This window comes from bacterium, from assembly GCA_035295165.1.
Lineage (GTDB): Bacteria > Sysuimicrobiota > Sysuimicrobiia > Sysuimicrobiales > Segetimicrobiaceae > JAJPIA01.
Map to the genome: position 1 here is coordinate 112,314 of DATGJN010000092.1, position 18,515 is coordinate 130,828.

The window sequence follows — 18,515 nt, forward strand, 5'->3', positions numbered from 1 at the left end:
GCGCAGCCGAAGCGTGGTCGGTTCAGGGTTCCAGCGTGGTCGGCCTGCGCCCACCCGCTCCGGTTTGGATGCGTGACGGTGTTCAGGCGGTGCTCGATGCGTTGCAGTCACTCCGTCGATCGAGTATAACTCGGATCTCCCTCCCTCCGCCGGCCCGCGGTTGATTCAGCGGTCTGCGCTACTGCGGCGGACTGACCGCCGTATGCGTCCCCATCAGGAGGGAGAGTACATGGGACTGTTTGATGCACTGCGCGGGCGTGGACAGCGTTCTCGACGTCTCGTCGGCCGCATTTCCGACGAACCCCAGTTGATCGGTCAAAACGGCGTGAGATATCTCGTGTTTCACGTTGCGGAAGCCCCCCATATCGAGTTCAGGCTCACCATGTTGCCAACAACCCAGAAGCGTCGCAAGGGCGACCGGGTCGAGTTGACGTGGTCGCGGGAGGACGGGGGCGTTGCCATTCTTGAAGGGTTATATGCGGCCCCTGATTGGGAGTCGGTGAAACGGCGCAATGAGACTTACCTTCAGGACATCCAGGCGCGAGAAGCGAAGGACGGACACTAGGATCTGGCGGGGCGGGCCACACCTGGCCCGCCCCGCACTCAGTGTCGCAGCGTTGGCGGACGATGAATATGGAACAAAGCACCTGGGGTGGATCCGCCGAGGAGGCTGGCCGGAGCACGGACCGGGCCGGCTGTGTTGTGCCGGGCTGTAGGAGCGGGGATCCAGCGCAGAACACCGAACGGCGGTGCGGGATCGGGCGTGCCGGCGACATTGCGGTGCCGCACGACGCCGAGGCTATCCCGGGTTTTTCTACCCAATCGATGGGTGGCCGCTAGCGCCCAGCAGGATCGCCGACTACAATGTCAAAAAGGAACGCTCCACATGTTTCCGTCCGCGGGGCGGGAACGTGGGGATCTCACGATGCTTCGTGAGTGGATCCGAGCCCGGGAGCGGCGTGGAGGTGAGAGACCGCCATGAATGGAGCGCTGCGATTCCGATATCCCTACGCGCTCGTTTGTATCGCGGTCCTTGTTGTCGTCATCGCGGTTGGTGCCGGAAGTGTTCGCGCCGGGTCAGCCGTCGTGACCAAAGTCGCCGCGGTGGAGACGGTGCAGGGGGTTGAACTGTCCGTCGTCGCATCGGCCCCGATCCGGTACGAGCTCCGGCAAGTGCAGTCGAACTGGATCGTGATCGACGTAACCCCCGCCGAACTCGGGATTCCGGCCGGCACCCTGCCAACTGCCGGGCACGTGGTGACCAAGGTGCGTGTCGGGCAATTTCAATCCGACGTGGTGCGGGTTGTCGTTGAGATGGTGCGGCCCACGCCGTTTCACGTGACCGCTTCGGCGGATCGGACCGCGTTGCTTATCGGCATCGGCGCGCCGACGTCGGCGGTCGCGAGCGGCGGGGTAGGGCCATCGACCACGGCGCAGGCGCCGCCCTCGGCCCATCCCCAGGCTCCCCAGGACACGACCATCGTGTTCAAGTCCACCGCCGTCCTTCCGCAGCCAACCCGGCCGCAGACGCCCCCGGCGCAGACCGCCCCAACGCAGACGCCGCCGGCACAGACCGCTCCAACACAGACGCCGGCACAACGGGTCCAAAGCGTGGTGCCAGGCAAGGGCATCGGTCCGGTGCACCTCGGCATGCGCGTCGCGGAAGTCGTGGCTGCGCTCGGACAACCGGTGCGGTCGCAGTCTTTGTCCGACGGGACCACGGCGTACGAGTGGTTTGGGCCGCCGAACAACAGCGGACTTGGCGTGCGCACAACGCCGGCGGGTGTCGTGTACCGGGTGTGGGTCATCAACGATGCCCAGTACGCGATCCAAGACCGAGTCCACGTGGGCAGCACGGAGACTGATGCGCGTGCGGCGCTTGGGGAACCCTCGCAGGTCCTGGTCGATGCGTCGCACGGACTGAAGACGCTGACCTACCCGGCTCTTGGCGTGTGGATCGTCATCCAAACGGACAAGCAGTACGCGTTCTATAACCAAGTCTTCGAGATCGGTGTAACCACGCTGCCCGAGCCTGCCGCCGCGCGATAGGCGTGTCGTGCCGGCACGCCGGCGCTGACGCTTGGGTTTCTGCAACAAGCCGTTCGGGGGCGCGGCGATACGCCGGGGCCCTCTGCGCGAACGTGTTTTCGCTGCGAGGTCCGCCGGTGCGCGCGCGATTGCCCCCGGTCGTGCGGCTTGTTATACTCCTCAGTGGTTCAGTGGTTCTCTGCGCTGGCCCCATCGTCTAGAGGCCTAGGACGCGGCCCTCTCAAGGCCGAAACGGGGATTCGAATTCCCCTGGGGCCACCAAACCGATTCCAGAAGGTGCGCGCACGCCCGAGGTATCGTACCCTACCGGGAACTTCAGCACGACGATCGCAGGAGGGGGTTCCAAATGGCCAGCAAGCGCGAGTACAAGGTGATCTGGATGGAGGACAGGGGGTCTGTTGAGGGAGCGTTGAACCAGGCCGCCCGCGGTGGGTTCAAGATCGTCGGCACGACCGCACAAGCGATCATCCTCGAGGGAAAGACGAAAGGCAAGAATAAGGACGACGACGATGAGGATGACGACGACGACGAAGAAGAAGAGAACGACTAGTCGCTCTCGCGTCGGCAAGGGGCTCGGTCCGCGCTACTGACCCGGGAGTACGTCGTCGGCGCAGGGACGGTCTTCCTCGGTGGGAATCTGATCGCGTGTCGTTGACACTAGGATGTGTAGGGCAAGTTCTCGGCGATCGGGAGTGAGGTCATGCCACAGACGATCTTCGAGATAGACCAGCGCGGTCAGATCGTGGAGATCGGTCCGCACGACCTGATCATGATGAGTGACGAGCGCACCGTGGAAGCTTACAAGCCCCAAAGCGGAGAGCGTATCCTCCTGGCGAGCCACGGTGATGCGGTCGAGCTCTTTCAATACGTTGTCGAGCTGGAAAAGGACCGCGGCGCATTGCTCGAGAAGCCCTGCCGGTACGTCAGCAATCCGGAGGACTGGCACGGGGACGGCATGGCGCTGCTCGGCGTCGGGGCGCTAGAAGATCCGACACAGACTGACGACCGGACGCTGGGTGTGCGTATCGTGTGCTATGTTCGCAACGACGTCGGCGAGATCGTCGCGTTGGACGCGGCGGGCATGGGATAACCTCCGAGATTGGCCCGCCGGCCGCAGGGATCCCTCGCTCAGGTTCCCTGTGCCGGCGCGGCGATGGGTGGGACCGTGTGGCGGCCGGTCGCGAGATAGATCGCACCCGCGACCACGAAGCTGACGATGTAGCTGAAATCGGCGCCGCCGAGCGCCTTGCCGATCGGGCCCGCGTACCAGTCCGTGGCCATGAACGGGACGGAAGCGGCGACGCCGATCGCGAAAGCTGCAAGGCCGGCCCAGCGCAACGCGCCGAACGCACCGTTCGGCTGGTAGAACTCTCGGCTGTCCGGATACGCGAGTCCCCGGCGGTGGAACACGTAGAAGTCGATCGCGATGATCGCGATCCAGGGCGTCACCCAGTACACGAGTAGGAACAGAAACCCCTGGAAGAACTTGATGAACTGTGCACCGCCGAATAGGATGGACAGCACGACGCCAATCGCCCCGACCACGAGCGTTGCGCCTGTGCGCCGTAACGGCAATCCCCACGTGAGGCCGCCCATTCCGCCGCTGTACATGTTCAGTGTGTTGGAGCTGATGGATCCCAAGACCAAGATCGCGTAGATCGCCGTCGCGCCCATGCCGGCGACCGTCCGCATCGCGGGGATGACACCGCCGGCGACGGCGAGCGTGCCGAGCAGGGCTCCGAGGGTGTTGGTCCATGTCGTGGAGAGGAACATGCCCCAGAACGAGTACCAGAACGGCCGGCGGATCGGCGTGTCGCTCGGCAGGTAGCGAGCATAGTCTGCCGCGTACGGAGCCCAGCTCACCGTGTACGAGAACATGATCGTGAACTCGAGCAGCCACGCCATCCAGAACGCCGCTCCGCCCTTGGTTGGTACTGCGGCCGGCCCGGCGCCATGCTGAAGGGCGAAGATCGTCAGGAACGCGAACACCAGGACGCTTGCCCGCGTCAGCCACCGTTCCCACGCATGCACGAAGTTATACCCGTAAATCGTGATGACAATGGTGGCGGCGCCCAGGGTCACCGCGGTTGGCACGTACGGCGTGCCGAACAACTGCTGACTCGTTTGGGAGCCGAGGGTGTTGTCGACGGTGACCCACCCGATGTATCCGAGCCACGCGAGAAACGCCGGGAGATAGTTGCCCCGGTAGCCAAACGCGGACCGGCTCATCGGAAGCTGCGGCATGCCGAGCCTCGGGCCCATGGCCGCGCACAGCGAGTTGCCGAGCGCGCCGAACAAGTTGCCGAGCGCGCAGCTCAGCGCGGTGCCCCAGAAGCCGAGCCCGAGCGTGATGCCAAGCGCGCCGAGCACCAGCGTCGTGAGGTGCATGTTCGCGGCGAACCACACGTTGAACTGCCCGGCGAGCGTTCCGTGGCGCTCCGCGTCGTTGATACGCTCGAGCCCATGAGGCTCGACGACCAACACCTCGTCACGATACAGCGCGTCCGGCGACATGAACGTCACCCCCCGATGAGACGCTCGCGGGCACGAGTTAGTGCGGTGCGTCTCTCACCTGCGCGTGCACAAATCGTGTGTTTGCGCATGGGCCTGCGCTTCTGGATGAACCGGGGCCTTGCTGCCGTCCCTCGGGAGTGCGCGCGGCCACTCGCGGATCGCCATGTGCCCGAACCGGCGCTCGGCGGGTGACGGGGATGGCGCGCGCCCTTCCATACTGGCACAACGGCGCCATGTCCCGCGATATTTCGACGTCCGTGGCGGCGCACCGTCGTCGCTCCTTCCCCATCGACGGAATCGTTACACCGCCGCGGCACCGTGCCGGAGGCGCGGTACAGGCCGGCCACACCGATCGCATCGGATGGGGCAGGGAGCACCCGCTCCGAGGTCAAATCACGGTGCATCGCACAGGCTCGACCGAGTGGATCCATCGTAGCGGATGGGAGGCGACGAGATGGCGTGGCGGCAGGGTCGGTTCGTTCGAATCGGTGGAGTCCTCGCGCTCTGCGTTGTGCTCGGAGCGCTGGCGTGGGGTGGCCCGGCGGGAGCGCAGTCCACGGCGCAGAGCCGCGGGCAGTCGCTTGTGATCGTCCAGGCGCAGGACCCGCAGAATTGGGATCCCATCGCCACGTTCCTCTTGTCGTGGGGCATGGTCGGATGCAACATTTTCGACGGCCTCGTCGACCGCGGGCCTGACCTTGTGATTCGGCCCGGGCTCGCGACGAGCTGGAAGTGGATCAGCAAGGACGTCCTGCAGTTCAAGCTGCGGCGCGGCGTCACGTTTCACGACGGCGAGCCGTTCAACGCGGATGCGGTTAAGTTCACGTTCGACCGATTGCTCGGACCGGAGGGTGCAAAGGGGCCACAGCAAGGCAATTACAAGTCGATCGACCACGCTCAGGTGGTGGATCCCTATACCGTCAACCTTGTGATGAAGGAACAGGACCCCGTGATCATCACCAAGCTCGCCGGGTACGGCGGGATGATCGTGCCTCCGAAATACGTGCAGGAGCACGGCAGCGCGTACTTCGGGGCGAACCCGGTGGGGACCGGTCCGTTCAAGTTCGTCGAGTACCGGAAGGACGATCATCTGACGCTCGCCGCGAATGCGAACTACTGGGGCGGCGTGCCGAAGCTTTCGGCGGTGACCTATCGATTCGTGCCCGAGGCCGCGACGCGGGTCGCCGAGCTGCAGGCCGGGCGGGCGGACATCGCGCCGGGCGTGCCGGTCGCGCAGGCGAACGTCGTCAAGGCCGATGGCAATCTCACCCTGCTCACGGTGGGCAGCCCGACCGTCACCGAGATCCGGTTCGACCCGTCGAAGGCGCCCGCGGGCGACGTGCGGTTTCGCAAGGCGGTGATCGCCGGGATCGACGTGCAGACGATCATCCAGACCATTCTCGGAGGATACGGACGCCGCGTGTCCACGTTCCAGAGTCCGCTCTCGTTCGGGAACGACCCGTCGATGAAACCGTACCCGTACGATCCGACGCAGGCGAAACAGCTCCTCGCCGAGGCCGGGGTCAAGCCGGGCACCGAAATCACCCTCAGCTTCCCCAGCAACAACGCGGATTTCCGTGAGGCCGCGCAGGCGATGGTGAGCTACCTGCAGGCGATCGGCTTGAAGCTGACCCTGCAGCCGGTCGAGCAGGTGACGTATTTCAGCGACACGATACCCCACGCGAAGACGGGGCAGATTTACGAATTCGGCTGGGGCGGGTGGACCCTCGATTTCGACAACACGGCCGACCTCCTGTATCACAAGGGCGAGTATTGGAACCCGGTGTTCAGCGACGCGGACGTGGAGAAGTACCTAACCCAGGAGCGCACCACGAACGATCAGAAGACGCGGCTCACGGCGTTTTACGGGTTGGACCACCGGCTCTATGACCTCGCGATCGACTTCCCGCTGTGGCAGCAGATCAACCTGTGGGGCGTCAACAGACGGGTGCAGGGGTTCGTCGCGCCGCCGGACGATCGGGTTCGACTCCTCGCGGTATCGGTGAAGTAGTAGTCGTTCGGTGATCCGCTACGTCGCCGCCAGGATGGGCGGAGCTCTCGCCGTCCTGGCGGCGATTACGCTGTTCGTCGCGTTCGGGATCCGCCTGACCGGTGATCCGGCGGTGGCCCTATTCGAGGGTGCCGGCGCGCCGAGCACTCAGGACATTCAGCGGATGCACCGGGCATTCGGCACGGACCGTCCGTTCCTGGCACAGTACCTTGGGTTCGCCGGCCAGGCGCTGCGGGGCAACCTCGGAACCTCGTTCCGCAGCGGGCAACCGGTATCCGGCCTGATCTTGGAACGGGCAGGGCCGACGCTGGCACTGGCGGTGGGCGGCATGGTCGTCGCGCTCACGGTGGCGTTCCCGCTGGGTGTGTATGCGGCGATGCACCGGAACGCGCTCGCTGACTTCCTGATTCGCGTCGCCAGCCTGCTCGGGCTGTCGTTCCCCAACTTCTGGCTCGGGATCATGCTGATCCTCATCCTCGCAGTCCGGGTCCGGTGGTTTCCTCCATCGGGATACAGCGGGCCGATGTCGCTGGTCCTTCCGTGCCTGACCCTCGGCGTCATCCTGGCGAGCACGCTCGTGCGCCTGGTGCGCGCGAGCCTGCTCGATACACTGGGCCAGCCCTACATCCGCACCGCTCGCGCAAAGGGAATGGCGGAGCGCACGGTGATCGTGCGCCACGGCCTCCGGAACGCACTGCTCCCGGTCGTGACGTTCATCGGCCTGCAGTTCGGCGGGCTGCTCGGCGGGGTCGTGATTCTCGAGAACGTGTTTGCCTGGCCAGGGCTCGGCCAACTCGCGCTGGAGGCCGTGAGCTATCGGGACTACCCGGTCGTGCAGGGGGTGGTCGTCGTGCTCGCGCTGGGCGTCGTTGCCGTCAACTTGCTCGTCGATCTGAGCTACGGGTTGCTGAATCCGCGGGTGCGGGTGGGTTGATGGCCGCGACGCCGGCCGCCGTCGGCGGGCTCTCCGCGGCCGCCCGGCGTCGCTCGCCGATCGGGCTACAGCTCACGTTGTTCGTGGGGCTGACGCTCGTCGGTCTCTCGCTCGCGGCCGCCCTGGGTGCGCCTGTGCTCGCGCCCCGCAATCCTGAAGCGGCCGATCTGCGGGCGCGTCTGACACCCCCAGCCTGGCTGGCACCGGGATCGCCCTATCTGTTGGGCACGGACGCGATCGGCCGTGACATGCTGAGCCGGATCATTTTCGGGGCCCGGATCTCGCTTGAAGTTGGGCTCGTTTCCGTGGCGCTGAGCAGCGTCGTGGGCACCGCGCTCGGGCTCGTCGGAGGCTACTACGGCGGCTGGTGGGACGAGGCGATGATGCGGCTCGCCGATCTGCAACTTAGCTTCCCGTTCATCTTGTTCGCCCTTGTCGTGATCGCCGTGCTCGGTCCCGGTCTCAGCCGCATTATCTTCGTGCTCGCGGTCACACAGTGGGCGTCCTACGCCCGACTCGTTCGCAGCGAAGCGCTCGCGGTAAAGGAGGCCGACTACATTCAGGCGGCCCGCGCGCTTGGGATTCGCGACCGACGCATCATTTGGCGCCACATGTTGCCCAATGCGCTCGGCGCGGTGGTGGTGCTTGCCACACTGAGTATCGCCAACAACATCCTGCTGGAGGCGGCGCTCACGTTTCTCGGGCTCGGCGTGGATCCCGCGGTGCCGTCGTGGGGAGGGATGCTCGCCGACAGCCGCAACTATATCGAGACGGCGTGGTGGGACTCCACGTTCCCCGGCCTCGCGATCATGCTCGCGGTCATGGGCTTCAACCTGATGGGCGATTGGCTGCGCGATAGGCTGAGTCCTGATCTTCGTTGATACGCCCTACAGCTCGGACCCGCAGGGGGCGCTTTCCGCTGGGTGAGTCGCCTCTACGCAGCATAATCTGTCCTCATATGACCTTAGATGTTCCTCATAGATTACCATGATCCGATGGACATCTTGACGTAAAATGTCTATTCACGTACACTTTGTATGACTATACTAGACATAATTTGAAAAACGAGGTGTCCCGTGCGAAAGGCGTCCATCGCGGCACTCCGGGCGCATCTTAGCAAGTATGTCGAAGCCGCCAGCGCAGGGGAGGAGGTCCTCGTCACCGACCATCGCAAACCGGTGGCACGCCTCGTGCCGGTCGCCGCGCCGCACCGCATGGAGGCGCGCCTTGTCGAGATGGCGCGCGCAGGCCTCGTGCGCCTCCCGATCCGGAGGTTGCCGGCGGGCTTTTGGGACCGGCCTCGCCCGCGCGATGCGGCGGGCCGCGCTCTTGCAGCACTCATCGACGCGCGGCGGCGCGACCGATGAGGTTCTGGGACGCGTCCGCGATCGTCCCGCTGTGCGTGGCGCAGCCGTGGTCTCCCGCCGTGCGGACGTTGTGGCACGAGGATCCCGGTATGGTAGTGTGGTGGGGGGCGACGGTCGAGTGCTGGTCTGTATTCGCGCGCCTCAGGCGCGGTCTGGCGTTGCCCGGCAAACGAGAGGACGCGGCGCGGGGCCTGCTGCACGACCTTGAGCGCGCCTGGACGGAGATTCTCCCCAACGAGGAGGTGCGGGCGCACGCGGGCCGTCTCGTCAGGACGCATGCGCTCAGAACCGGGGACGCGTTGCAACTCGCGGCGGCGCTGAGCTGGATGAAGCTGCCGCAGGGAGGCGAGATGGTCGTGCTGGACCCTCACCTCGCGCAGGCGGCACGGATCGAAGGGCTGACGACGCGGCCGTAGGGCCAGGGTCGAGTCATGTGGACGTCTCGCAGCCCGGCCCCGGAGACCCTGGCAGGCGCTCCCGTCCGGATGACCCGCGTTGTATGCCTCTGTGCGCTCGGCGCCGCCGCCGCGCTCGGCGCAATGTTCTCGTTCGTCGCGTCGACGCCGGGCAGCGCCGCGGGGACGCCGCGGTCTTTCGGCGCGGTGCGGGTTTTTCCCAGCGCCCCCGTGCAGGGCGATACCCTGGTCGTGCTGGTGTCGGTGCCGGATCATGCCGGCGCGACCCTGACGTTCGACGGGAGCGCGGTGGCGACATACGCGACACCGGGCGGCGATCTCCGCGCGCTCATCGGCACCGATCCCGATGTCGCCGCCGGGAGCCACACGATCGCCGCCGCGATTCGCGACGCGGGCGGCACCATGCGGCGGATGACGCAGACGGTCCATCTTGCGGCGGGACGGTTTGGGGTGCGCCACTTGACCCTGGGCCCGACGACGTTCGGACTGATCACGCCCCAGAACCTTGCGATCGAGAGTCGCGCGCTCGTTCCCGTCCTCCGCCGGCGCACGTCGACGGCGTGGTGGGACGGTGTCTTCGCCGTGCCCTCGGATGGCCCGATCGATTCCCCGTATGGGGAGCAGGGCGTGTACAACGGCCGTCGGGAATGGTGGCATATGGGCGTGGATTTCGCCGCGCTCGAAGGCGCACCCGTCGTTGCAGCCAACGCCGGCGTGGTGGCGCTAGCGCGGCCGTTGCCGCTTGGCGGGAACACCATCGTCATCGATCACGGACAGGGCGTGCTCTCCGAGTACCTCCATCTCTCCGCGTTCGTGGTTCATGAGGGGGCGCGTGTGGAGCGTGGCGCCGTGATCGGGCGCATCGGCGCAACGGGGCTCGTCACCGGTCCCAGCGTCCATTGGGGCCTCTACGTAAACGGCCTGCCCGTCAATCCCCTGTTCTGGACGGTGCCGCACGCGGGTTTGACGGCGCCGTAACGCGCGACGCCGGTCACCGCGCGAAGATCGCCTGCTATTGAACGAGAACGTCGATGAGCCGGGGCTCCGTGCTCCGCTCGGCCAGGGCCTCGCGCAACTCCCCGGGTTCTGTGACGAGTCGGGCCTGGACCCCGAAGCCCCTCGCGACACCCGGCAGGTCCACCGCCGGCGCGTCGAGGTCCATTCCGATGAGGCGCTCGCGAGGAACAGGGCCGCCTTTGTACTCGGCCATGCCGTCTTTGAGAACCTGATAGGCGCGGTTGTCCACGACCATGACAGTCGCGGGAATGTGATAGCGGGCGGCGGTCCAGAGCGCCTGGATTGTATACATGATCGACCCATCGCCGATCGTGCAGATGACGCGGCGGTCCGGCCAGGCCATCTGGGCGCCGAGGGCGGCCGGCAACCCGAGCCCCAGCGATCCAGCGGCGACCCCGAAGTACGACCGCTCCGTGTGGAACGGGACGTAGCGGTCGATCAACCGCGCGGCCGTGATGGCCTCGTCCACGATCGTGACCTGTTCGTCGGCGAACTCGCCCAGGATCCCGTATGCGGCGGCGATCGTCATGCGCTCCCCCGGCTTGGGCAGGGCGGCGGCCTGCTTCCACGCCTCCTCCCGCCGGCCACGCTCCATGCGGACCTCGGCGGCGCGCGCGTCGGCCGCGCGGCGGCCGGCGGCGTTGATTCCCTCCGCGAGCCGGTCGGCGACGTCGGCGAAGACTGCGGATGCGTCGCCGACGATGCCGAGCGTCGTCGGGACATTCTTGCCGATCTCCCAGGGATCGGTATCGACGTGGACAACCATTGTGCCGGCGGCGAGCGTGACCGGCGGGCTGTACAGCAGCGATGCGAACTTCCGCGCGCCGGCGAGGACGACGACGTCGGCGTCCGCGAGCTCGGCCCGGAGCTGGCTGAGCGACAATCCGATCATCCCGAGGTACTGTGGGTGGTTGGTAGGGAACACCGAGCGTACGGGTAGGCGCTCGCCGTACACTCTGGCGCCCGTCGCCTCGGCGATGCGCACGAGCGCCGTCCGTGCGGCCGGCGCGGCGGCGCCGGCGCCGACGATCAAGACGGGAGCCCTCGCCCCGGCGAGGGCGTCGGCGACGCGATCGAGCGCCGCAGGTTCGGGGCGGGTGCCACCCGCGAGGGCGGTCCACGGCACAGGGCCCGAAACCTCTTCGTCGAGGCAGTCCATCGGGAGCGACAGGAACACCGGTCCCGCCGGCGGCGCGGCTGCGATCTTGAACGCCCGCTCGAGCGCAATCGGGATGTCCGCGCCGGTGCGGACCTCGTAGGACCACTTCGTAAACGGCGAGGCCACCCGCGCCAGGTCGCTCCAGAGGCTCGGCTCCTGCAGGATCATCCGCCGGTCCACCTGTCCGGCGGTGACGACGATCGGCGCCTTCGCCCGGTACGCGTTGAAGATGTTGGCGAGCCCGTTCGCCAGGCCGGGGGTGATGTGCAGGTTGACGAAGGCGGGTTCACCCGTCGCCATCGCGTAGCCGTAGGCCATTCCAACGGGGATCGCGTCCTGAAGCGACAGGACGTAGCCGACGTCCGGATAGTCCGCGAACATCTCCATGAAACTCAGTTCGGTCGTGCCCGGGTTCCCGAAGACGTGCCGGACGCCCCGCTGGCGGAGCATCTCGAACAGTGCGGTCTTCGCGAGCATCAGCGGCGGTCGCCTTGAGGCTCGCTCCGCGGCCGCCGGTACAGCGCCTCGAGACCTTCCCGCGTGAACCCCCGAGAACGACAGTACTCGATGATCTCCCGCTCGCGCCGCTCGACCTGCGCGACACCGTCCGCCACGTTGGTGGCGATCTCCGGCGGGATCAAGAGCACCCCGTGCTGGTCGGCGTGCAGGAGATCGCCCGGGCGCACCGACAGTCCGCCGACCTCGACCGGCTTCCCGAAGTCCACGAGGTGTACGTATGCGTGGGAGACCGCCACGCTTCCGGCGAAGAAATGGAAGCCGAGGGCACGCACCTCGTCCAGGTCCCGCACGCTGCCGTCGGTCACGGTGCCGACGCAGCCCAGCGCCAAGTGGATGTTACTCTGCACCTCGCCCCAGTACGCGCCGATACCGGCCGGGACGTCCAGGTCGTGCAGCACGATGATCCGCGGCGCGGGGATCTGTTCGATCGCACGCCACATCGCGAAGCGGTGCTCGTCGGCGTCCTTGGGAGGGCGCTCCGCAGCGCGGCACGTTGCGGTGAACGCGTACCCGACCATCGCGCCGAGGTCGGGGAAGATGCAGCGGATCTGGCTGGACATGAACCCGGCCGTGCGCGGCCTGACGTTGAACACCTCCACGCCGTTCGACAAGGCGGGGGTGGGGATCGTCCGAAGCCGCGCGAGCAGGTCGGGAGATAACGGGGTGGCCATTGCGACCCTCCGGTGATCGTGTTGTGCGATCCTGGCGACACATTCTCGCGCCGACGAGAGGACACCTCTCGCGGGCCCGTCGCGCGCCGGCGCCGACGTTCGCGGCACCGCCCGGCGTCGCGAAGCCTGCGCACGTCTCCCAGGAGCGCTTCGCGTGGACCGGTGATCGGGAGCCGCGGTGATGGCTCAGTGGCAACGCAACCTCTACACGCTGTGGGCGGCCCAGTTTCTCGCCATGGTCGGGTTGTCGCTCATCGTGCCGTTTATGCCGCTCTACATCGGCACGCTCGGGGTGGCGCCGCTCGAGGCCGTGGAGCGGTGGAGCGGCATCCTGTTCGCGGCGCCGTTCTTCGCGCAGGCCCTCGCGGCCCCGCTCTGGGGCATGCTCGGCGACCGCTACGGCCGCAAGATCATGGTCATCCGCGCCCTGGGCGGCATCGGGTTCACGAACCTCCTCGCCGCGTTCGTGCTCAACGTGTGGCAGCTGCTGGCGCTCCGGGCGCTGCAGGGCGGTGTGAGCGGTTTCGTCGCCGCAACGAACGCCCTCGTCTCCTCGGCGATGCCGCGGGACCGCCTCGGCGCGGCGATGGGCTTGCTGCAGACGTCGATGACTGCGGGGAGCGTCATCGGCCCGTTGATCGGGGGTGGGTTGGCCGACCTGCTGGGCTATCGCCATGTGTTCGTCGTGAATGGGCTGCTGTGCTGGGTCGCGGCGGCGGTGGTCCTGCGCGGTGTCCGCGAGCCCGCCGTGGCACGCGTCCAGGTTGCGCGGCCGGGCGTGCGTGAGAACTTCGCCTACTTCTTCGGGTCGCCCGCGCTTCGGACGACCGGCCTCCTGCTGTGCGCGAGCCAGATGGCGGTGATGGTGGTGGAGCCGATCTTTCCGATCTACGTGCAGACGCTGGGCGTGCCGACGGCGCGTGTCGCGACCGTCGCCGGCGTGCTGTTCTCCGTGACGGGGATCACCGCCATCCTGGGCGCGCCCGTGTGGGGGCGGGCGTCCGATCGGTCGGGCGAGGCGCGCGTGCTCGTGATCGTGCTCTGGGGGGCGTGCTTCGCGTACGCCCTGCAAGCAGGCGTGCACTCGCCGTACACGCTCTTGGTATTTCGGGCACTGCTCGGGTTCTTCGTGGCGGGCGTGCTGCCGCCGCTGTTCGCGATCGTCGCCCGGGTCACGCCGGCCGAGCGCCTCGGGGCGATCATGGGGTTGACAAGCAGCACCATCATGGTGGGGAACCTGATCGGGCCCATCGTGGGCGGTCTGTGCGCCGCCGCGTTCGGGATCCGGCCGGTGTTCGGGATGGCGGCAGCGATCCTGGCGATCTGCGCGGCCGGGACGCGCGGGCTTGGGCGAGCGAGGCAGGAGCCCGACGGCCCGTAGGCATATTGTGAGTCCTGGAGGGAACGCGTGACCGGAGGCTTTGTCGGCTTTGCGATGCGCCGGATCGTGGCGGCGATCCCGACGTTGTTCGGGGTCACGCTGATTGTGTTCTTCATGATTCGGATGCTGCCCGGTGACCCCGCGCGCCTCCTCGCCGGACTGAACGCCACCGAGGACGAGGTCAACCACATCCGGGTCCAGCTCGGGCTGACGCAGCCGCTGCCGGTGCAGTATGAGATCTTCATGGAGAACCTGGTGCGCGGCAATCTCGGCAACTCCGTGGTCACGCAGGCGCCGGTCTCGTACGAGATCGCGACGCGGTTGCCGGCGACCGCGTTGCTCGCCGCGACGGCCACGCTGATCGCGGTGGTCTTCGGCATCGTGTCCGGGATCGTCGTCAGCACGCGGCAGTACACGTCCACGGACTACCTGGTGACGGTGCTCGCGCTGGCCGGCATCAGCATCCCGGTGTTCTGGGGCGGGCTGATGCTGATGGTCGTGTTCGCGGTGTGGCTGCACCTGCTGCCCGCGGGCGGCGACGCCGCGGCGACCAGCCTCGTGCTGCCGTCGATCGCGCTCTCGGCCTTTGCGTTGGCCACGATCGAGCGGCAGACGCGGAGCAGCATGCTCGAGACGCTGCATCAGGACTACGTCCGCACGGCGCGCGCGAAGGGGCTCGGCGAGCGTGTCGTCGTGTACCGCCACGCGCTGCGCAACTCATTGATTCCGGTCATCACCGTGACCGGGCTCCAGGCGGCGACCCTGCTGGGCGGGGCGATCGTCACGGAGCGGACGTTCTCGTGGCCGGGGATCGGCACCCTGCTCGTCAATGCGATCCAGGCGCGCGACTACCCGATTATCCAGGGCGTCGTGCTCCTGTTCGCCGTCACGTTTCTCGTCGTTAACCTGGCCGTGGACATTCTCTATGGCTACATCGACCCGCGCATTCGATACAGTTGAGCGCCCGGCGGAGCGGGTGTTCCACCACCCGCTCGCGATCCTCCGCCGGCTCCGGCGGAACAAGATTGCAATGGTCGGGCTGGTGATCCTCCTGGTGATGGTTGCCTCGGCCACGCTCGCGGGCGCGATCCTGCCATACAATCCGGACACCGCGGACTTCAACGCGGTGTTGCAGCCGCCGGCCCTCGCCCATCCGTTCGGTACAGATCAGCTCGGGCGTGACCTGCTGACGCGCGTCGTGTACGGCGGTCGATTCTCGCTTCTGATCGGCGTGATTTCCGTCGTAGTCGCGCTCGCCGCCGGCGTGCCCCTCGGGCTTGTGTCCGGGTACTACGGCGGCGCGGTGGACATCGTGATCGGGCGCGTCGTCGACGTCATGCTGGCGTTCCCCGGCTTTCTCCTCGCCCTGACGCTGATCAGCGTGCTTGGGGTGGGCCTGACGAACGTGATTCTCAGTGTGGGCATCGCGACCGTCCCGGTGTACGTGCGCCTCATCCGCGGTGTCGCGCTGTCCACGCGCGAGCTGACGTACGTCGAGTCGGCGCGCTCGATCGGGATGAACGACTGGCGGATCATGGTCAAGCACGTGCTGCCGAGCACCGCGGCCCCGCTGATCGTGCAGTCGACCATTCAGGTTGGGGTGGCGATCCTGACGGCGGCCGCGCTCGGGTTTCTCGGCCTCGGCGTGAAACCGCCGACTCCGGAGTGGGGGACGATGTTGGGAGACGCCGTGAACTACCTGCTCGCCTCGTGGTTCATCGCGACATTCCCGGGGCTTGCGATCTTCCTCTCGGTCATGGCGTTCAACCTGCTCGGCGACGGCCTCCGCGATGCGCTCGACCCGCGGATGAAGGTCCTGTAGGACATTCGAACGGAACGACAATCGATCGAGCTGGTCGCGCCACGGGGCGCCGACACGCAGCAACCGCTCGTCCGGCGTCGGCACGTGCGGACGCGGAGCGGACGGCCTTTGCCCGGCGAAGTCCCGTTTGTCGCGGCCGGCGTTCCGCCTGCCTTCAAAACATGTCGGGACAACGTTCCTTGTTGCTGATTCTCCCATTGACGGTCGCCCGACACCCGTGACGTCCGCCGGCTCTTGACCGTTCCCGTGCCCCACGCTAGTATGGGGTCGAATACGAACGTGCGTTCGTAGTCAAAGGCTCGTCGCGCCGGAGGCGAGGATGAGGGCGGATCGCACGATCGCCCACGTGGATATGGACGCGTTCTATGCGTCCATCGAGGTTCGGGACACCCCGAGCCTACGCGGGCGGCCGGTGATCGTCGGCGCCCCTCCGGACGCCCGCGGCGTGGTCGCGGCAGCATCATACGAGGCACGCAGATATGGCGTGCACTCCGCGATGCCGTCGCGGGAGGCGGGCGCGCGGTGTCCGCACGCCGTGTTTCTTCCCGTGGACATGGACAAGTACCGTACCGTGTCCGCGGAACTGTTCGAGCTCCTTGGCACGTTCACGCCCCAGGTCGAGCCGCTCTCGATCGACGAAGCGTTCCTGGATCTCACGGGGTGCCCAGTGCCGATCGATGCCCCCGCGGCCGCCGGGACGCGCGAGGACCCGGGTCTTTCGATCGCCGCCGCGATCAAGGCGCGCATTCGCCGCGCCCTCGGCCTGCCCGTGTCCCTCGGCGTCGCCCCGAACAAGTTTCTCGCCAAGCTGGCGAGCGAACTTGCGAAGCCCGACGGGTTGCGGCGCGTCTATCCCGACGAGGTGCAGTCGACGCTCGATCCGCTGCCGGTGACCGCGTTGTGGGGGGTGGGCAAGGAGATGCGCCAGCGGCTTGCGGCGCTCGGTGTCTCCACCGTGGGGGCGCTGCGGCGCACGCCGACCTCGGTGTTGCGCGCGGCCGTCGGATCTTCGGCGGAGCATCTGGCGCAGCTCAGTCGCGGACTCGACGACCGTGAGGTCGTCACGTCGCAGGACGCTAAGTCGATCGGACGCGAGACCACGTTCGACCAGGACACGGACTCGCTGGACACGCTCGGACGCGTCTTGGCGGAGTTGGTTGAGGATGTTGCGCGACGGTTGCGCGCCGACGGCGCTCTCGCAGCCACGGTGACGCTCAAGGTGCGCTACGCCGACTTCCGGACGATCACGCGCGCCACCACGCTGGCGTGGCCGACAGACGCCGGTGCCGATCTCCGCGATGTCGTCTCCCGGATGTGGGACCGTCTGCAACCGCTCGAGCGGTCGGTCAGGCTGCTCGGGGTCAGTGCCTCACGGCTCTCCCGGGCGGCGTCCAAACAGTTGCTGTTGTTCGGGAGCGGTGAACGGCGGGACCGCGTGGACCGCGTCGTGGATGCGATCAATACGCGCTTCGGCGGCGGCACCGTCCGTCAGGCGCGCCTCGTAGGTCCGGGCGAATAGCTGCGGGGTCCCGCGTGCGCCCCGCGTTGGATCGCCGCGACTCTGCTGCCGGGTCGCGAGCGCTCGGCGCCCAGCGGCCCCGGTCGTGACCGCCCGGCGCGCTGGGCGGTGGGGTTCCGACCCCGAACGGAAGCGCGGAACTCAGGTCGTGTCGGGAACCGGTTGAGGGCGCGTTCCGCCCGCCGCCGCGAGCACCTCGTCGTTTAACACCCCGATGAAGGGGAGGTGCCGGTAGCGCTCCCGGTAGTCGAGGCCGTACCCGACCACGAACCGATCGGGGATCTCGAACCCGCGGTAGCCGATCTCAAGGGTATCCAGAATGCGCCGGTACGGCCGATCAAGCAGGGTACAGATCCGGAGCGTGGCCGGCGAACGCGCTTGCAGCAGGCGGACAAGATAGCCCGCCGTTAAGCCGGTATCGATCACGTCCTCGACCAGCAACACGTCGCGGCCCGTGATCTCTACGTCGAGATCCTTGATGAGGCGCACGACGCCGCTCTTCGCCCGCGCGGTGCCGTAGGTCGTGATCGCCATGAAGTCGATCTCGGTCTGGACCTCGATCGCCCGGCTCAGATCAGTCAGAAAGTACACGGCGCCCTTGAGTACGGACACCAGGAGCGGTACGCGGTCGACGTAGTCGCGCGAGATCGCGGCGCCGAGGTCTCGCACCCGCGCCGCAATCTGCTCGTGGGTGAGCAGGACCTCCCGAACATCCTGGGCCGGGGCGTTCACCGGCTGACCGTCGCGGGTTCCAGACCGTACTTCAGCGCGAGCTGCCGAAAATCGCGTCCGTAGAAGATCTTGATATGCACATCTGGGTAAAGTTCACGTAGGCGCCGCACCTTGCGATTCTTCTTCGTGACGAGGCTCTGCTTCAGGGTCGTGAGCTCGATGAACAGATCCAGGTCGGGCAGATAGAAATCCGGGCTGAAGCTCTCAAGAATCCGCCCCTGGTCATCCCATCGGAGGGGGAACGTCCGGGGCTCGTATTCCCAGCGAATCCCGTAGAAGTCGAGGATTCGTGCGAACTCGGCCTCGCTCGCGTGTGCAAACGTCGCCGAGCCGGCCGTCGCGCTTACGGAGTCCTTCACTGTCCGGCTGGTTCCTCCGCGGAGCTGCTCTGGACGTCAGTATAG

At 67.1% G+C, this 18,515-nt stretch carries 19 protein-coding genes and 1 tRNA gene; 15 read left to right on the forward strand and 5 right to left on the reverse strand.

Features of this window, described 5'->3' with window-relative positions; all coding sequences use genetic code 11:
* The first annotated feature begins 229 nt into the window (after window positions 1-229).
* The 5 genes from VKZ50_15975 (at window position 230) to VKZ50_15995 (ending at window position 3,139) form a co-directional block, all read left to right on the forward strand.
* Window positions 230-565: a hypothetical protein gene (locus VKZ50_15975; protein ID HLJ61225.1), complete on the forward strand. Its 336-nt coding sequence runs from the start codon at window positions 230-232 to the stop codon at window positions 563-565.
* Between the two features lie 413 nt (window positions 566-978).
* On the forward strand, window positions 979-2,049 hold the full coding sequence (locus VKZ50_15980; GenBank protein HLJ61226.1) for an AMIN domain-containing protein: 1,071 nt from the start codon (window positions 979-981) through the stop codon (window positions 2,047-2,049).
* A gap of 185 nt (window positions 2,050-2,234) precedes the next feature.
* A tRNA-Glu gene (locus tag VKZ50_15985) sits at window positions 2,235-2,310 on the forward strand.
* 85 nt (window positions 2,311-2,395) lie between these two features.
* Window positions 2,396-2,599, forward strand: coding sequence for a hypothetical protein (locus VKZ50_15990; protein ID HLJ61227.1), 204 nt, complete (start codon window positions 2,396-2,398; stop codon window positions 2,597-2,599).
* A gap of 150 nt (window positions 2,600-2,749) precedes the next feature.
* Window positions 2,750-3,139 carry a hypothetical protein gene (locus tag VKZ50_15995; GenBank protein ID HLJ61228.1) on the forward strand — a complete coding sequence of 130 codons (390 nt, stop codon included), beginning with the start codon at window positions 2,750-2,752 and terminating at the stop codon, window positions 3,137-3,139.
* 38 nt (window positions 3,140-3,177) lie between these two features.
* On the opposite strand, the gene VKZ50_16000 is transcribed toward VKZ50_15995, so the two are convergent.
* Entirely contained in the window at window positions 3,178-4,563 is a 1,386-nt protein-coding gene (locus VKZ50_16000; GenBank protein ID HLJ61229.1) for a cytosine permease, read from the reverse strand.
* Between the two features lie 454 nt (window positions 4,564-5,017).
* Here VKZ50_16000 and VKZ50_16005 point away from each other — a divergent pair, with 454 nt between their 5' ends.
* The 6 genes from VKZ50_16005 to VKZ50_16030 all read left to right on the forward strand — a co-directional run bounded on the left by VKZ50_16005 (window position 5,018) and on the right by VKZ50_16030 (window position 10,269).
* The gene (locus VKZ50_16005) at window positions 5,018-6,574 is read left to right on the forward strand and encodes an ABC transporter substrate-binding protein (GenBank protein ID HLJ61230.1); all 1,557 of its coding nucleotides are present in this window, start codon (window positions 5,018-5,020) and stop codon (window positions 6,572-6,574) included.
* A 10-nt stretch (window positions 6,575-6,584) separates the two neighbouring features.
* The gene (locus VKZ50_16010; GenBank protein ID HLJ61231.1) at window positions 6,585-7,508 is read left to right on the forward strand and encodes an ABC transporter permease; all 924 of its coding nucleotides are present in this window, start codon (window positions 6,585-6,587) and stop codon (window positions 7,506-7,508) included.
* Window positions 7,508-8,389, forward strand: a complete 882-nt coding sequence (locus VKZ50_16015) for an ABC transporter permease (protein HLJ61232.1) — start codon at window positions 7,508-7,510, stop codon at window positions 8,387-8,389. Before VKZ50_16010 ends, VKZ50_16015 begins: the two co-directional genes overlap by 1 nt.
* Before the next feature lie 195 nt (window positions 8,390-8,584).
* The gene (locus VKZ50_16020; protein HLJ61233.1) at window positions 8,585-8,875 is read left to right on the forward strand and encodes a type II toxin-antitoxin system Phd/YefM family antitoxin; all 291 of its coding nucleotides are present in this window, start codon (window positions 8,585-8,587) and stop codon (window positions 8,873-8,875) included.
* Window positions 8,872-9,291 (forward strand): type II toxin-antitoxin system VapC family toxin, encoded by a 420-nt coding sequence (locus VKZ50_16025; GenBank protein HLJ61234.1) that lies wholly within the window; start codon window positions 8,872-8,874, stop codon window positions 9,289-9,291. Before VKZ50_16020 ends, VKZ50_16025 begins: the two co-directional genes overlap by 4 nt.
* A 69-nt stretch (window positions 9,292-9,360) precedes the next feature.
* Window positions 9,361-10,269: a M23 family metallopeptidase gene (locus VKZ50_16030; GenBank protein HLJ61235.1), complete on the forward strand. Its 909-nt coding sequence runs from the start codon at window positions 9,361-9,363 to the stop codon at window positions 10,267-10,269.
* 34 nt (window positions 10,270-10,303) lie between these two features.
* Here the strand turns inward: VKZ50_16030 and VKZ50_16035 are convergent, their stop codons facing one another.
* Together VKZ50_16035 and VKZ50_16040 are read right to left on the reverse strand one after the other, a co-directional pair.
* Entirely contained in the window at window positions 10,304-11,944 is a 1,641-nt protein-coding gene (locus tag VKZ50_16035) for a thiamine pyrophosphate-binding protein (GenBank protein ID HLJ61236.1), read from the reverse strand.
* Window positions 11,944-12,657: an RraA family protein gene (locus VKZ50_16040; GenBank protein ID HLJ61237.1), complete on the reverse strand. Its 714-nt coding sequence runs from the start codon at window positions 12,655-12,657 to the stop codon at window positions 11,944-11,946. Before VKZ50_16040 ends, VKZ50_16035 begins: the two co-directional genes overlap by 1 nt.
* 181 nt (window positions 12,658-12,838) lie before the next feature.
* Between VKZ50_16040 and VKZ50_16045 the strand changes: the two genes are divergently transcribed.
* From VKZ50_16045 to dinB, 4 genes are all read left to right on the forward strand, one after another.
* Window positions 12,839-14,038, forward strand: a complete 1,200-nt coding sequence (locus VKZ50_16045; GenBank protein HLJ61238.1) for an MFS transporter — start codon at window positions 12,839-12,841, stop codon at window positions 14,036-14,038.
* 27 nt (window positions 14,039-14,065) lie between these two features.
* On the forward strand, window positions 14,066-14,998 hold the full coding sequence (locus VKZ50_16050) for an ABC transporter permease (GenBank protein ID HLJ61239.1): 933 nt from the start codon (window positions 14,066-14,068) through the stop codon (window positions 14,996-14,998).
* On the forward strand, window positions 14,964-15,860 hold the full coding sequence (locus tag VKZ50_16055; protein HLJ61240.1) for an ABC transporter permease: 897 nt from the start codon (window positions 14,964-14,966) through the stop codon (window positions 15,858-15,860). Before VKZ50_16050 ends, VKZ50_16055 begins: the two co-directional genes overlap by 35 nt.
* Before the next feature lie 319 nt (window positions 15,861-16,179).
* Window positions 16,180-17,379 carry a DNA polymerase IV gene (gene dinB / locus VKZ50_16060; GenBank protein HLJ61241.1) on the forward strand — a complete coding sequence of 400 codons (1,200 nt, stop codon included), beginning with the start codon at window positions 16,180-16,182 and terminating at the stop codon, window positions 17,377-17,379.
* Between the two features lie 141 nt (window positions 17,380-17,520).
* Here the strand turns inward: dinB and hpt are convergent, their stop codons facing one another.
* Window positions 17,521-18,111: a hypoxanthine phosphoribosyltransferase gene (hpt, locus tag VKZ50_16065; GenBank protein HLJ61242.1), complete on the reverse strand. Its 591-nt coding sequence runs from the start codon at window positions 18,109-18,111 to the stop codon at window positions 17,521-17,523.
* The gene (locus VKZ50_16070; GenBank protein ID HLJ61243.1) at window positions 18,108-18,470 is read right to left on the reverse strand and encodes a hypothetical protein; all 363 of its coding nucleotides are present in this window, start codon (window positions 18,468-18,470) and stop codon (window positions 18,108-18,110) included. Before VKZ50_16070 ends, hpt begins: the two co-directional genes overlap by 4 nt.
* Window positions 18,471-18,515: the final 45 nt, after the last annotated feature.